The following is a 13,956-nucleotide window of genomic DNA, read 5'->3' on the forward strand; positions in this document are numbered from 1 at the left end:
GCATTTCACGAAAGGATGTTTTTCGAGCACATGGCCGAATACATCAACCGCCAGTGGCGACTAGCCGCCCGTCCGGTAGGGAATTTCAAAGACACCGACTTTACCTGGCATGAAGAACCGGTTCCGGCCCTCGCCGACGGGCAGGTGCTTGTGCGCAACATTTATCTATCACTTGACCCAACCAATCGCATCTGGGCGGCGCAGGATTCCTACTTGCCGGCCGTCCCGCTCGGCGATGTGATGCGCGGCGTGGCGATTGGCGTCGTCGAGGCGTCCCGCACGGACGCCCTTCCGGTCGGCGCGTTTGTGCAGGGCCTGCTTGGCTGGCAACTGTACTACGTCGGCGACGGCAAAGGGCTGACGCCGATTGTCAAAATTCCGGGTCACTCGCTGCTGCTTTACCACGGCGTCCTTGGCGCGATTGGACTGACGGCATACTTCGGCTTGCTCGACATTGGGCGTCCAAAAGTAGGTGAGACGCTAGTTGTGTCGGCGGCGGCCGGCGCTGTTGGCTCGCTGGTCGGCCAAATCGGCAAGATCCAAGGCTGCCGTGTTGTCGGCATTGCCGGCGGCCCAGAAAAATGCCGGTGGATTGTTGAAGATCTCGGCTTTGACGCAGCGATTGATTATAAAAACGAAAACGTTGGCGAGGCGCTGGCCCGACATTGCCCGGCAGGGATTGACGTGTACTTCGACAATGTCGGCGGCGCGATACTCGATGCGGCGCTGGCGCGCATGAACAACTTCGGGCGCGTCGTCGCCTGCGGGGCGATTTCCCAGTACACCGCCGACCGGCCGCCGACTGGACCGGCCAACTTTCTGTTGGTGATCAGCAAACGCCTACGGATCGAGGGCTTCATTGTGCTGGATTATCTGCCGCGCGCTCAGGAAGCGATGCCGCGTCTGTTGGAATGGGTCACAGAAGGCCGCCTCAAATACCGGCTGGACGTTGTCGAAGGGCTGGAAAACGCACCGCGGGCGGTGCGCAAGCTCTTTGACGGCTCGAACACAGGCAAGCTGGTTGTCAAGGTTTCCGAAGAACCATGACGCGAGAACCATGACGCGCCCCGGACTTTTATAAACACGCCGTGACCCGCTCGATTTTCATCGTCGCCGGTGAAGCGTCAGGCGACGCCCACGCTGCCGAGCTTGTCCGTGAACTTCAGCGACTGGCGACACAGGACGGCGGGGCGGCTTTGCGTTTTTGGGGGATGGGCGGGGCGGCGATGGCTGCGGCCGGGGTCGCACCGCTGACGCGCATGGAAGCCGTGAGCGTCATTGGCATCGTCGAGGTGCTCCGCCATTTGCCGACGATCCGGCGTGTATTTCACGCTTTGGTGGCGGATGTGGAACGTGAGCGGCCTGACCTGGCAATTCTAGTGGACTTCCCCGACTTCAACCTTCGTCTGGCTAAGCAGCTTGCACGGCACGGCGTTCCGGTCGTCTGGTACATTAGCCCGCAGGTGTGGGCTTGGCGTAGTGGTCGCGTCAAAACGCTCAAACGGCTAGTGACGCAAATGCTGGTGCTGTTTCCGTTTGAAGTAGACTTCTACGCGCAGCGCGGCATGGCGGTGACGTTTGTTGGTCATCCGCTGCTTGATCGCGTCCCCCGCTTTTCAGACGCCGAGAAGCTGATCCTAAGAGAACGATTGGGCTGGCCCCCCGACGGGCGGATTGTCGCGCTGTTGCCGGGAAGCCGGCGGTCGGAACTGCGGCACTACCTGCCGCCAATGTTAGCGGCGGCGGAGCGGCTGGCGCACACTGATAAGGCGCTTCACTTTGTCATTCCTCGTGCGCCGTCATTGGACGAAGCCCATTTCACACCTTTTATGCAGAAGGCTGCCGTCCCCATCCGGCTGACGCACCAGGCGTTTTATGAAACGCTGGCGGTCGCTGACGCCGCCGTGGTCGCTTCGGGTACGGCGACGTTAGAAGCAGCGCTCATCGGGACGCCAATGGTGATTGTCGGGAAGGTTGCGCCGCTGACGGCGGCTTATCTGCGGCGCTTTGCGCCGTTGGCCTACGTAGGGCTTGTCAACTACGTGATGGGTGAAGTCGCCGTCCCGGAACTGCTTCAGGAACAAGTCACCGGCGACAACATTGCACAGCGACTCCAGCGACTTTTGACGGATGAAACCGAGCGTGAACGGCTGCAAACGGTGTACGCCGCCGTTCGTGCTCGACTTGGCGAGCGAGGCGCGTCGGCGCGGGCGGCGCAGGCCGTATGGCGGCTTATCTCGCCTAAAGATGTTTCCGCGTAGGTGGCGTGACGCCCTAGTGTGAACTGTGTCAACGATTGGCATGCGGCATGGTTACGCTGCCTACCAAATGGTGGGTCAGCGCCGCCACATGCTCTCGTAAAGTGTGTCAGAGCGGTCTCTGAGAAGTGTGACGACAAAGCGCTGGACGCACTGGCGTGTAGCATGGTTGTTCCCCACAGATGGGTGACGCCGCCTGCGCACCCTAACATCGGAGGCACGCCTGCAATGTCCACACCATTGACCGCGACCCTGCCCCGCTTGATGACCTTCGAGGAGTTCTTAGACTACGGCGAACCCGGCGTGCGTATGAACTCGTCGAAGGTGGCCCCGTCGAGATGCCCCAACCGAACAAACGCCACCAGTGGATTGTTTTGAGTTTGGCTGTGCGCCTGATGCGCTGGATCAGCGAGCGGCGACTGCCGTACGCGGTGACGCGGCTGGGGGGGCAAATCAGCGAGTACATGGTGCGGATTCCCGACTTGGTGGTGTGTCGGCGGGAGGACGCGGCGGTGAAGGAGGGAGAGGAAGAAGCCGGGGTGCTGCGGGTGGGGGCACCGGTGGTGTTGGTCGTGGAGGTGGTGAGTGAGAACTGGCGAACGACTACAGGGAGAAGCGGGCGGCGTACGCGCGGCGGGGTGTCGAGGTGTATGGGGTGGTGGATTGGCGGCGGCGGTGCTTAGTGATGTGTCGGGGCCGGATACAGCGGCGGGGCGGTACGTGGAGGAGAAAACCTACCAAGAGGGTGAGGAGGTGGTGCTGGGTGAGGTGGGCGGGTGTGTGATGGGGTGAGTGAGGTGTTGGGCGGGGCGTTTGGGGCGGATTTGTTGCAGGCGGACATCGAGCGGCTGTTGGCGGCGGCGGTCGGCAAAGGAGGCGGCGGAGGCGCAGGCAAAGGAAGCCGCGGCGTGGGCGGAAGCGGAGCGCGCTGCGAAAGAAGCGGAGCGGCAAGCCAAGCTCGAAGCGGAAGCCCGCGCCGCGGCTGAGCGGCAAGCGAAGGAAGCTTTGCTGGCCGAACTGAACCGTTTGCGCGCCCAGTTAGGGCTGCCGCTGGAAGCGTAGTACGCGATGGGCGCACGCGCCGTGCTGTCTGTTGGCCTGTATTCAGGCCCGATTGGAGCGGTTCCTCGCGCAATTTTCACGTAAGTTGAAGCAGTGTGGGCGCGACTGTATCAACGGCTTGACGCGGCTTCGGCCAAGTATTGCTACATTGCGGCGGAAAGCAAACTAGTGAATGTGGGTGTCGGCTCCGCCGGCATCGTCAAGACTGATTTCAATTGGCGGGCTGCCGCCAGAGCGTTCTTCGTCCAGTTCGCGCAAAATGTCCAGAATAAGGCTCGTATTGCTGGTCGTCTGAATATTCTGTTTGTACTCAACAGCGGACTTCTCAACTTCAAAGTAGCCGGTGGTCAGTTCAGCGAATCGTTTCAGAGCCGGGATGCCGCGCAGCAGGTCGGTTGAGGCGTCAGCGATCAAGCCGTCATTGAAGTAAATCCTACCCATTAGACCCGGCGACTGGATTGAAAGGTAGCCTGTAATGCGGCTGTTCTCAATGATTTGAATGATATCGAACAAGCTGAAACAGCTCAGGTCCCCGGTCAGCAACGCTCGACTTCGCGTTGGTGCATAGTAACTTGACGCCGCCAAATTTTGCGGCATCGGCGGGGACGCGCCGAGGGAGCGCGGCTGACGCTCAATGTTTTTGAGCGCGTTCAAACGTGAGGTAATCGAAAGTTGCGGGTTGAGCCGCTTAGCATTCAGCAACGCCGAGTTGGCTTGTTCCAACTTACCAGCCTCGATGTACAAACTCGACAAAGACAACAAATGTTCAATCGCCTTCTGCCGCCACCCCTGCTCGATGGCGATGCTGCATGCACGCTCTCGGAGCTCAATATTTTTGGGGGACACGCCAATCGCCGTTTCTAGTAAGGCAAGCGCGCGGTCGAACATGCGATATTTGGTCAGCAGCTCGACATCCACCAAAACCTCTTTGACGTCGGCCAGATTCGTTGGCATGCTTTCTCCTCGTGTTGTAACGTTTCCCAGAAACCAGTCCCAAAGTGCAGTGGAGCAACGTAAGGGGCGGGGCTTTCCTCACCAGCGCTTCAGCCTGACGCCTTTGGTTCACAACTCTGCCGAACCCAGGCGGCATAGGCCGGAAACACCGCACCGGCAGCGATGGCTAGAATTTCTGGTGTATCGTAGGTATGGTGTGTTCGAATACAGGCTTCTAAAGCTGGGTAGCGTGCCGCCGTGGTTTTTATCACCAGAAGGCACTCGGCGTCTTCACGCTCCGCTCCCTCCCAAACGTAGATGGAAGTCACGCCGGGGACAATGTTCACGCACGCCGCACAGCCTTCCCGTACCACCGCCTGCGCCAGCGCCCGCGCCGACTCAACGGTATCCGTCGTGACGAAAACAACCCAGATGTCTGCCGTATGAGACACGCAGCGCTCCGCTTTAGGGTTTGATGGTTGTTATCACTTCCAATGACGCAGGCGATTGTAGCAGACCGAACTGGATTATCACAGCCTCAATTTACCGAAAAAAAGTTCGGCTAACTTGGCGAAACCACGCTGTGCCCCACCAACGTCTCACAAAGGAAGATTTCTAGCAGCAAGCGAGGCGTCGCCCGTCCGCGCTTGAGGTCGTCATCCACCGCTTGCAAACGGATCAGCGCCCTTCGTAAGTGGGTGACGGACTGTTTGCGAACGGCCCCAAGAAAAGCATTCAATCGGTGGGGCGGCATCCGCAGTTCGCGGAGTAACGCTTCGCGCGGGGTGTCGGCAGCCATCAAATCGCAGGCCGTCAGCATTTGTCGCAGCTGCCAGCCTAGCAGCCCAACTAACGCCGTCGGTTCTTCGCCACGGTCAAGCAGCCGATGCAACGTCCGCAGGGCGCGCGCTGCATCCCTCTGCCAGAGCGCTTCGCCCAAAGCGAAGTTATCCTCCTGCGCCGAGCGTACCACAAGCGACTCTGCGGCCTCTGGGGTCAGGCGGCCGCCCTGACCAGCGTAGTTCATCAGCTTTTCCATTTCCTGCGTCAAACGCGCCAAGTCGCAACCGACGGCTCCAATCAGCACGCTCAACGTCGCCGCCGCCGGCTCAAAGCCTTGTTGGCGGGCGTAAGCTGTGATCCACTGGCGCACTTCTTCCGGCGTCAGGGCGGCACAGTCAATTAGCGTCGCCGTCTTGAGCAGCACCGTCGTCACCGTCCGGCGCTTATCCAGCGCATCTACCTGAAACACAAGTGTTGTTGTCGGCGTCGGACGGCGTACGTAGTCCTTTAGCAGTTCCACTTCCGCGTCAGTCAGTTTGTCAAAGTTCCGCACTACGACCAAGCGGCGGGCTGGCGGCAGCGGCGTCTCACGCGCGACCGCCAAAACCCGGCTCAGGGTTTCTTGCCCAACGTCATGCTCGGAATAATTAAATGGCCGGAGACTCGCCTCTGGAATCGCCCGCTGCAGCAGCGCCTGCAGGCAAGCGCGCTGAAGATAGCCGTCTTCACCCGTGAGCACATACAGCGTCTCTGGCGCTGTCGTCGGCGCAAGCTGTAGGAACTCCGTCGCCTTCATCAAATCGAGGCTAGCACCCGCACTAAGGCGGCGCTGGTTGAACAATCCGGTATAAGAACATCAATGGCGACCACCTCGCCGCCCTGAATCGCCTTGACACCGGCAGCCACCACTTCCTCACGTAACAGTGTTCCAAAGCGATCGTGGACGGTGAAGTATAGGTAGGGCGTCTGCAAGCGCGTCAGGCCGGTGTTGACAACCGTTCCCGTAATGCGCACGTCGCCGGATTCAAGCCGCTGAGCGAAGCAGGTCTCCACCCGCACGGCGTAGTTGGGAACGTTGAGCACATCCGTTTCAAGGTCTTGTTCAAGCAGGAGCGGCGTCGGCATTGCAAAAGTCTCCCTTATGTCAAGCTCCGGTGTCGGTTGACGCCGGACGGTGTTCACGTTGCGGCGAAAAATAGGCGGCGATGGCGGCGGCGAGCGCCGGCAATGTCGCCTCTGAAGGTTCAATGGCGACCGTTAGCCCTAGCTCGCGCGCGGCCTGTGTCGTGACAGGGCCGATGCAGGCGATGACGGTACGTGCAAGGAGCGCAGCGGGTGGCGTTTCGGGAAACGCCTCAACGAGTTGCGTCACCGCCGAGGCGCTGGCGAACGCCGTCACGTCGAATTCACCGCTCTCCAGACGCTGACGCCAAGCGGTTGGGTCAAAGTCGCCCCGCACCGTCTGGTACGCCTCCACCACGTCAAGGTGGACGCCAAGGGCGGCCAAAGCGGTCGGTAACACTTCGCGCGCCACCCGCGCACGCGGCAGCAAAACGCGCAATCCGGCGACCCGTCCCTCGTGCAAGGTAAGGAAGCTTTCAACGACGCCTTCCGCATTGAAGCGGGTTGGGATCAACGCCACTTCAAAGCCAGCGTCGCGTGCCGCCTTGGCGGTTCCCTTTCCAATCGCGCAAATCCGAACGCTCTGCGTCAACCGACGCGGATCATCGCCGTGAGCGTGCAGGCGTTTGAGAAAGAACGCCACACCGTTAGCACTGGTGAAAAAGAGCCAGTCGTAGTGGCGCGTCATTCCAGCGGCCTGTTCACGCAGACGGCACAGTGCGCCGTCCAGCGCTTCCCAACTGGTCGGTTCCGTGACGGCGATGGTGGGCAACGCCGTCACCTGCGCGCCGTACTGTTCAAGCAGCGCGACAAAAGCAGCCGCTTGATGCGCCGCGCGGGTGATAAGGATATGCCTGCCGTGCAGTGGGCCGAAGTGCGCCATACCGTTCGCCTGCTTTCAGCATAACTCCCAAAGCGGGGTTGGAAATAGCAAAAGCGTGCTCAAGTGTGCGATACTTCACAGCCATGACAAATTCAAGCGACTTAACGCTGGCACAGGTCGTTGCCGCCTACGACCGGATCGCACCTTACGTGCACCGTACGCCAGTTCTAACTTCACGTACGCTGGATGAGCGAACGGGTCGGCGTGTGTTCCTCAAAGCGGAAAATTTTCAGCGCGGTGGTTCCTTCAAGGTACGCGGCGCGACAAACCGCTTGGCCGCCCTGCCGCCGGAAGTTCGCGCGCGCGGGGTCGTAGCATTTTCATCTGGCAACCACGCCCAAGGCGTTGCCCTTGCTGCCCGCACATTCGGCGTCCCAGCGACGCTTGTCATGCCGACCGACGCTCCGGTGGCCAAAATCGCAGCTGCGCGCAGCTACGGCGCACGGATTGTTTATTATGACCGTCACCGCGATGATCGCGAAGCGGTGGCGCAGCGACTGGCGGAGGAACTCGACGCCGTGGTTGTCCCACCTTATGACCACTACGACGTGATCGCCGGCCAAGGGACAGCTGCGCTTGAACTGTTGATGGAATCGGCCGGCTTGACGCACTGCTCGTCCCGGTCGGCGGTGGCGGACTGCTCAGCGGATGCGCCACTGTCGCAAAGGCTTGGTATCCGACAATGGCCGTTTACGGGGTTGAGGCCGAACGCGCCAATGATACCCACCAGTCCTTTCGCGCTGGACGCCGAATCGCCATTGCGCCGCCGGAAACCATCGCCGACGGCATGCGCAACCTGACACCCGGCGCGCTAACATTTCCGATCATTCAACGCACCGTAACTGACATCTTACTTGTCTCGGAAGACGATATCCGCGCCGCCGTCGCCTTTCTCCTGACGCGCCTAAAAATCTTGGTTGAACCGACCGGGGCCGTTGGCGTGGCGGCATTGCTGGCGGGTAAAGTTCCCGTGCAGGGGGAACGGGTTGGCGTTATGCTTTCAGGCGGTAATGTGGACGTTGTACAGTTGATGGGTTGCCTGACGTACGACGCTGGCATCGAAGCTAACGCTGAGGCTTCAACGTCGTCACAGCGCCGGTAACGGTAACGTTATACCTGCCTTTCTGAGGAAGCTCGGCGAACAATGGATGCGCAGTTCCCTTACATGGCCGATGGATTGGCCTATTTGGCTCAAGTAGAAAGCCTGCAACAGTCGGAGCCGCAATCACCCTACCTGAAGCAGCCGGAGGTCATACAGAGCTATCAGCACTGGCAGAATTACTTTCAAACGGTTTTGGCCACGCCTGCCGTTTACCAGGCTTTCCTCAGCTACTTGGGGAAAGTGGCGCGCCCAGACCTTGTGAGCTACATCCAAAAGCGATTTCCGATACCGGCAGCGGGTTACCAAACCTCCACGGCAAGTCCCCAGACGCCGTCCGGCGGAAACCTTCCAAGCGGGTTGTTTAGCGGCGATGTCATTCAGCTTGACCAGCTGATTGAGCAATACCGGCGCGAGCAAATGGCCCAGCCTACTACGCTGAGCGATGCGGAAGAGGATGCCGAAATTGAGCGCAGCCTGACGCCGGAGCGTCCAGCAATTGCACTCAGTCACCTTTCAAAAGAGGAGTTGCTGGCTCGCATCGAACGACTCGAACAAGATAACCGCAGCCTGCGCAAGCGATTGCAAGTCAAGCTGGGCCGGCGTGATGTTCGAGAGTTGGAAGAAATCGTCGCTGAGTATGAGCGCCGGATGCGCGAAGCCGAACAGCAGTTGGACGAACTCCGACGGACGACACAGGACAGCGGCAAATTTACTGAGGATGTTTCCACACCTCCTGGCGCCACGATTGAGGAGGAACGACAGCGCCTCGAAAAGAAGTACCAGAAAATCCTGGCGGAAGTGGCGATTCTGGCCCAGGGGATGCTCAACCACCTGACGACATTCCTCAATGACAAAGCCTGTATGGTCGGCCCGGGGGAGCAATTTGACATCGTGATCAAGTTTCCGGAAATGCAGGCCCCTGTAGTGCAGATGATCCGCAAACTCAAGCAGATCGAGGATTTGAGCAAACGGCGGTGTGGCATCCCTGAACTCAACGAACTTGTGGAGCAGCTTTTCGGCAAGCGCTAACGTGACCCAGGTTCCACCGGGCTTGTCAGTAATCGCCCGCTTTGCGAGACCGGGAGGGTTTCGGCACTGCCCGCAAACTGGCGCGCTACACTTCCCGAAACCCGCTCTAGCCCCCTTTTGCAGGGGCGCCGCCAAGGATCTCCATAATCGAAAGCACCCAAGTAGCCTGCGAACGACTCCAACGCTCTCATTCCAAAAAAGGGTAAGTGCAAGACATCTCCTAGCCACGCGCCCCATTGGTTGATTTTTTCTTTTGAGGTGGCGCGCCCCGCAATGTAACCTATGTACGGAAGGCCACACTTATGAGCTACGCATCCTCCTGATGCACGGCTGCCATTCACCCCCGAAGTGTAAAAGGTGAACGTCCCCAAGCGTTCTCCGTCCGCCTTCCGAAGGAGACACTGCTGCATGCCGTTTCCGACGCTTGATCCGATTCCCCTTCCGGCCCCGGTGTGGCTGTTCAAAGTCCTGCACATCGTCACCCTGTCTCTGCACTTCGTCACGATTTACCTGATGGTGGGTGGGCTGACGCTCGCGGCGCTGTGGAATTTCCGCACCCGCAATGACGCCAGTACGCCGCTGTACGGCGCTTCCGCCGACATCGCCCACCGGTTGCCGGTCGTCATGACTTACTTGGTCAATTTCGGCATTCCACCGCTGCTGTTTGCGCAGGTGCTCTACGGCCGCGCGCTCTACACCAGCAGCATCCTCATCGGCGCGTACTGGCTGGCGGTTATTTTTCTCCTGACGGCGGCGTACTACCTGCTCTATGTCGCTGCGCGTCGCGCCGACCAAGGCCGCGCCTTCTGGTGGTTGAGCCTGCTGTCGCTGGTCGGTGTGACGTACATCGGGCGGATTTACTCGACCAATCTCACGCTAATGCTCCGGCCTGAAGTCTGGCTCGAACTGTACCGCGCCGACCCGCTGGGCGCACAGCTTCCCACCGACGACCCCACGACCTTGCCCCGGTTCTTCTTCATGATGCTGACCTCGTTCGCTGTGACGGGCGCGGGACTCTTGCTCATCACCAACTTCAGCCGCGCCGACGCCGCTGTCCGGTTGCTGCTGGGTCGGTGGGGTGGTTGGCTGGCCGGCTTAGGCGGACTGCTCTCGATGGGCCTTGGCGTCTGGGTTCACGGTACGCAGCCGACCGTCGTCAAAACCGCCCTCGCCGAACACCCTTTCTACGCTTGGAGTCTGCCCGGTTTTCTGGTCTGCGCCGCGCTGCTGGCGGTGTTTGGTTTTCTATCGCTCAAGCTAAAGGGCTGGCTACCGGCTGTCGGCGCAGCCGGTGCAGGCTTTTTGGCGACGACGATGGCTGTCATCGCTCGTGACGGCATCCGCGACCTCACTCTACTGGCCAAGGGCTTTGACGTTTGGCAACAGCCCGTCGTCTCAAACTGGCAGGTTGTGGTGCTCTTTCTGGTGTTGTTTGTCGCCGGCCTCGGCGTCATCGGCTGGATGCTGTACGTGCTGGCCAAAGCGAAAGGAGTCGCACGCCATGCCTAACGCTTCTGCAACCTCGCATCCGAACGAACAAACGGCCGCGCCGACCGACGCCACCCGCCGAACCTTCATCGCCCTTGGCGTCGGCGCGTTGGGCGCATGCTACGCCGGACTCATCGGCTACCCGGTCTATCAGTATCTCGCCACGCCGGCTCGCAAGGCGGCTGCAATCGGCGCGGTTACGCAAACGGTGCTCGACGGCGCCGACAAACTGCCTGCCGGGTCAGTTCTGATGTTCAAGTTCGGCCCGAACCCGGCCATGCTGATTCACCACACCGACGGGACGTGGGTCGCCTTCGGCGCCGTGTGTACGCATTTGGCCTGCACGGTGAGCTACGAACCCGAACAGGCGCGCATTTACTGCGCCTGTCACGGCGGGGTTTACGACCCCAAAACCGGCGCGAACGTCGCCGGCCCGCCCCCCAAACCCCTGACCCGCTACAAGGTGGAGGTGCAAGATGGACGCATCCTGGTCTCCAAAGTCTGACGCGGCCCGCCCGCGCTCGGTCGCCGCAGCGGTGTATGAGTGGGTGGACGAACGCCTTGGGCTGGAAGAGATGCTGGCGCTGGCGCGCAAGAAAACCGTCCCCGATCACAAGTATTCGTTCTGGTACTACTGGGGCGGGATTTCACTGTTTTTCTTCTTCGTACAGGTGTTCAGCGGCGTCCTGCTGCTGGTCTATTACCGGCCGGGCGCGGAGGCGTACGAATCCGTTCGGCAGATTACCTACGACGTACGCTTCGGCTGGCTGATTCGCTCGGCGCACTCGTGGTCGGCGAACCTGATGGTGTTCGCCGTTTTCGTCCACATGTTTTCGGTGTACTTCATGAAGGCGTACCGCAAGCCGCGCGAGTTCGGCTGGTGGAGCGGCATGGCGCTGCTGGCGCTCACGCTGCTGTTCGGCTTCAGCGGCTACCTGCTGCCGATGGACGATCTGGCCTATTTCGCCACCAAAGTCGGGCTGGAGATTCCGGCGGCGCTCCCCCTTGTCGGCACGTTGATAACCGACATCGTGCGCGGCGGCCCTGAAGTTAATGAGACCACTATCCAGCGTTTCTTTGCCCTGCATGTCGTGATTCTGCCACTCATTTACATTCCGATTCTCGCCTTTCACCTGTGGCTGGTGCAAAAGCACGGCAACGCGCTGCCGCCCAGCGAGGAAGCAAAGCCGGAAAGCGAACGCCGCAGCATTCCCTTCTTCCCGGATTTCTTCTCGCTGGACTTGGGCATGTGGCTGATCGCGCTGAATGTCCTTTCGATTCTAGCGTCGCTGTACCCGTGGCAGTTGGGGCCGCAGGCTGATCCGCTGGCGCCTGCGCCGGTCGGCATCCATCCTGAATGGTACTTCATGAGCCAGTTTCAGGTGCTCAAGGTCTTTGGGCGCTGGTTTCCGGGCGCAGCCGGTGAGGCGCTGGGCGTCTCGCTCTTTACGCTGGCGATTATCGTCTGGGCGTTGATTCCGCTCTACGACACCCGGACGGCCGGCGGTCGGCGGGCGCAAATTGCGACCTATTTCGGTTATTTCGCCCTGCTGGGAATGATCGTGTTCAGCGTTTGGGGCTACCTTGACCTCAGGTAGCCGCAAAGGAGTGTTGTTATGAACTATCCATTCTGGGATGTCCCGTTGATTGGCAGCGGCTGGGTCATCGGGCTGATCGCCATCTTGCACGTGATGATTTCACATTTCGCCGTGGGCGGCGGCTTTTACCTGCCGATGGCGGAAGCCAAGGCGATTCGGGAAGGCCGCGAAGATTGGCTGCGCGCCATCCGCGATCATGCGCGCTTTTTTATCATTCTGACCGGCGTGTTCGGTGCCGTGTCCGGCGTTGGCATCTGGTTCGCCATCGGCTTGGCTCACCCGGAATCCACCAGCACGCTGATTCACAACTTCGTGTTCGGCTGGGCGATTGAATGGGTGTTTTTCGTCGTCGAGCTGACGGCGGCGGCCGTCTATTACTATGGCTGGGACGCACTCCCGCGCCGCACCCATCTAATGGTTGGGTGGATTTATGCCTTCTGCGCGTGGATGAGCCTGGTCATCATCAACGGCATTCTAACCTTCATGCTCACGCCGGGCGCGAGCTGGCTCGGCGCAGCCGGTACGGGACAGGAAGCCACTTACTTCTGGCAGGCGTTTTTCAACCCGACCTATTTCCCCAGCCTTGTTCTGCGAACGTTGGTCTGCATCTCGATGGCGGGCGTTTACGCCTTGATTACCGCCAGCCGGATTGATCCGCTCGCAGAGCCGCAGCTCAAAGACGAACTCATCCGGTGGTCGGCCAAGTGGCTTGTGCCGTCGTTCATTTTCGTGCCGATTTGCTTCTTCTGGTACTTGGCAAGCGTGCCGGAGTCGCAACGCGCTCTGCTTAATCTGGGCATTTCGACCATCGGGCAGGGTACGTTCACCCAGGTGACGCGCGCCGCGACAGTGGTGGTCATGACTTCGGCGACAATTCTGGCGTTTGTGTACTTCTCGGCGTGGCGCAACTCACGGCACTTCAACTTGGGGCGCGCGTTATGCGTGCTGTTTCTAGCCTTCGCCGCCACGGCGGCGGCGGAACACTCGCGAGAAATGCTGCGCAAGCCGTTCGTCGTCGGCGAACACATGTACTCCAACGGCATTCGCAAGCAGGAAGTGGAGAAGTTCAACCGCGAGGGTTATCTAACCCATTCGATGTGGCTGAAAACCGACGCGCCGCCGGTCTCGCTGCGCCGCATCGCCTTTGGCGGGACAGTTGAACCAGATGTCGCCGCCAACCTCGCGCGCGGCGAGTTAATGTTTCGTGGGCAATGTCTTGCCTGCCACACAGTGGAAGGCTACCGCCCGATTGCGCGCCTGCTGCAAGGACGCGACCGGCAGGCGATTGCATCATTTTTGAAGACGCTGCACGAAAACAAGCCGGATTCACCGTACCGGAGCTACATGCCGCCGCTAGTCGGGACGCCCGATGAGATCGAGGCGCTCACCGATTATCTTGACGCGCTCATCAACCACCGCGTCAAGCACAGCCACGTCGTGCAAGTCCGCCCACCGCATCCGTAAAAAACCGCCCGCTAGGTGGGACGACCTGCCCTCTCAAGCCGACTTCGAAATTAGAAGGGATGGCGACCGCGCCATCCCTTCCTAAAATTTTGGCTGCTGGCACAACGAGCGCCGCTTCCTTGACGCCGCACCGGTGATTCCCTACCATCACGCGCTGGGCTAAACTTTTCCGGCGAGGCGTCCGGGCGGTTTACCAACCAAACGATGTTGTTTGTGCATGGCTTCTCACGTGCC

At 60.3% G+C, this 13,956-nt stretch carries 14 protein-coding genes and 1 pseudogene; 10 read left to right on the top strand and 5 right to left on the bottom strand.

All coding sequences use genetic code 11. The annotated features are described in order from the left end of the window. Positions 1-30: 30 nt before the first annotated feature. The 4 genes from NZ585_01895 to NZ585_01910 all read left to right on the top strand — a co-directional run bounded on the left by NZ585_01895 (position 31) and on the right by NZ585_01910 (position 3,320). A complete protein-coding gene (locus NZ585_01895) occupies positions 31-1,047 on the top strand; it encodes an NADP-dependent oxidoreductase (GenBank protein ID MCS7078790.1) in 1,017 nt (338 codons plus the stop codon). 41 nt (positions 1,048-1,088) lie between these two features. Continuing rightward, the gene (gene lpxB / locus NZ585_01900) at positions 1,089-2,261 is read left to right on the top strand and encodes a lipid-A-disaccharide synthase (protein MCS7078791.1); all 1,173 of its coding nucleotides are present in this window, start codon (positions 1,089-1,091) and stop codon (positions 2,259-2,261) included. 335 nt (positions 2,262-2,596) lie between these two features. Then, positions 2,597-2,941 carry a Uma2 family endonuclease gene (locus tag NZ585_01905; GenBank protein MCS7078792.1) on the top strand — a complete coding sequence of 115 codons (345 nt, stop codon included), beginning with the start codon at positions 2,597-2,599 and terminating at the stop codon, positions 2,939-2,941. 130 nt (positions 2,942-3,071) lie between these two features. Then, positions 3,072-3,320, top strand: coding sequence for a hypothetical protein (locus tag NZ585_01910; GenBank protein MCS7078793.1), 249 nt, complete (start codon positions 3,072-3,074; stop codon positions 3,318-3,320). Positions 3,321-3,485: 165 nt separating this feature from the next. On the opposite strand, the gene NZ585_01915 is transcribed toward NZ585_01910, so the two are convergent. The 5 genes from NZ585_01915 to NZ585_01935 all read right to left on the bottom strand — a co-directional run bounded on the left by NZ585_01915 (position 3,486) and on the right by NZ585_01935 (position 7,041). Beyond that, positions 3,486-4,274, bottom strand: a complete 789-nt coding sequence (locus NZ585_01915; protein ID MCS7078794.1) for a DUF4388 domain-containing protein — start codon at positions 4,272-4,274, stop codon at positions 3,486-3,488. A gap of 89 nt (positions 4,275-4,363) precedes the next feature. After that, complete coding sequence (locus NZ585_01920; GenBank protein ID MCS7078795.1) at positions 4,364-4,705, bottom strand: divalent-cation tolerance protein CutA; 342 nt, start codon at positions 4,703-4,705, stop codon at positions 4,364-4,366. A 110-nt stretch (positions 4,706-4,815) separates the two neighbouring features. Then, complete coding sequence (holA, locus tag NZ585_01925) at positions 4,816-5,832, bottom strand: DNA polymerase III subunit delta (protein MCS7078796.1); 1,017 nt, start codon at positions 5,830-5,832, stop codon at positions 4,816-4,818. Next, positions 5,832-6,161: an FxLYD domain-containing protein gene (locus NZ585_01930; protein MCS7078797.1), complete on the bottom strand. Its 330-nt coding sequence runs from the start codon at positions 6,159-6,161 to the stop codon at positions 5,832-5,834. The genes holA and NZ585_01930 overlap by 1 nt, the downstream gene beginning before the upstream one ends. Before the next feature lie 19 nt (positions 6,162-6,180). Continuing rightward, entirely contained in the window at positions 6,181-7,041 is an 861-nt protein-coding gene (locus NZ585_01935; GenBank protein MCS7078798.1) for a uroporphyrinogen-III synthase, read from the bottom strand. A gap of 83 nt (positions 7,042-7,124) precedes the next feature. On the opposite strand from NZ585_01935, the pseudogene NZ585_01940 reads away from it, so the two are divergent. The 6 genes and pseudogenes from NZ585_01940 to NZ585_01965 all read left to right on the top strand — a co-directional run bounded on the left by NZ585_01940 (position 7,125) and on the right by NZ585_01965 (position 13,722). Next, positions 7,125-8,143, top strand: a pseudogene (locus NZ585_01940) (pyridoxal-phosphate dependent enzyme). 42 nt (positions 8,144-8,185) lie between these two features. Next, a complete protein-coding gene (locus NZ585_01945) occupies positions 8,186-9,172 on the top strand; it encodes a hypothetical protein (protein ID MCS7078799.1) in 987 nt (328 codons plus the stop codon). Positions 9,173-9,580: 408 nt separating this feature from the next. Beyond that, complete coding sequence (locus tag NZ585_01950; protein ID MCS7078800.1) at positions 9,581-10,681, top strand: hypothetical protein; 1,101 nt, start codon at positions 9,581-9,583, stop codon at positions 10,679-10,681. Continuing rightward, positions 10,674-11,165 carry a Rieske (2Fe-2S) protein gene (locus tag NZ585_01955; GenBank protein MCS7078801.1) on the top strand — a complete coding sequence of 164 codons (492 nt, stop codon included), beginning with the start codon at positions 10,674-10,676 and terminating at the stop codon, positions 11,163-11,165. The genes NZ585_01950 and NZ585_01955 overlap by 8 nt, the downstream gene beginning before the upstream one ends. Continuing rightward, positions 11,137-12,258, top strand: a complete 1,122-nt coding sequence (locus NZ585_01960) for a cytochrome bc complex cytochrome b subunit (protein ID MCS7078802.1) — start codon at positions 11,137-11,139, stop codon at positions 12,256-12,258. Before NZ585_01955 ends, NZ585_01960 begins: the two co-directional genes overlap by 29 nt. A gap of 18 nt (positions 12,259-12,276) precedes the next feature. Further along, positions 12,277-13,722, top strand: coding sequence for a cytochrome ubiquinol oxidase subunit I (locus NZ585_01965; protein MCS7078803.1), 1,446 nt, complete (start codon positions 12,277-12,279; stop codon positions 13,720-13,722). Positions 13,723-13,956: the final 234 nt, after the last annotated feature.

Source organism: Chloracidobacterium sp. (genome assembly GCA_025057975.1).
GTDB lineage: Bacteria > Acidobacteriota > Blastocatellia > Chloracidobacteriales > Chloracidobacteriaceae > Chloracidobacterium.

Bases quoted from the DNA above. Each gene is read 5' to 3' on its own strand.
- NZ585_01895 (MCS7078790.1), top strand. From the start codon at position 31: ATGGCCGAATACATCAACCGCCAGTGGCGACTAGCCGCCCGTCCGGTA.
- NZ585_01905 (MCS7078792.1), top strand. From the start codon at position 2,597: ATGCCCCAACCGAACAAACGCCACCAGTGGATTGTTTTGAGTTTGGCT.
- NZ585_01915 (MCS7078794.1), bottom strand. From the start codon at position 4,274: ATGCCAACGAATCTGGCCGACGTCAAAGAGGTTTTGGTGGATGTCGAG.
- holA (MCS7078796.1), bottom strand. From the start codon at position 5,832: ATGAAGGCGACGGAGTTCCTACAGCTTGCGCCGACGACAGCGCCAGAG.
- NZ585_01930 (MCS7078797.1), bottom strand. From the start codon at position 6,161: ATGCCGACGCCGCTCCTGCTTGAACAAGACCTTGAAACGGATGTGCTC.
- NZ585_01935 (MCS7078798.1), bottom strand. From the start codon at position 7,041: ATGGCGCACTTCGGCCCACTGCACGGCAGGCATATCCTTATCACCCGC.
- NZ585_01945 (MCS7078799.1), top strand. From the start codon at position 8,186: ATGGATGCGCAGTTCCCTTACATGGCCGATGGATTGGCCTATTTGGCT.
- NZ585_01950 (MCS7078800.1), top strand. From the start codon at position 9,581: ATGCCGTTTCCGACGCTTGATCCGATTCCCCTTCCGGCCCCGGTGTGG.
- NZ585_01955 (MCS7078801.1), top strand. From the start codon at position 10,674: ATGCCTAACGCTTCTGCAACCTCGCATCCGAACGAACAAACGGCCGCG.
- NZ585_01960 (MCS7078802.1), top strand. From the start codon at position 11,137: ATGGACGCATCCTGGTCTCCAAAGTCTGACGCGGCCCGCCCGCGCTCG.
- NZ585_01965 (MCS7078803.1), top strand. From the start codon at position 12,277: ATGAACTATCCATTCTGGGATGTCCCGTTGATTGGCAGCGGCTGGGTC.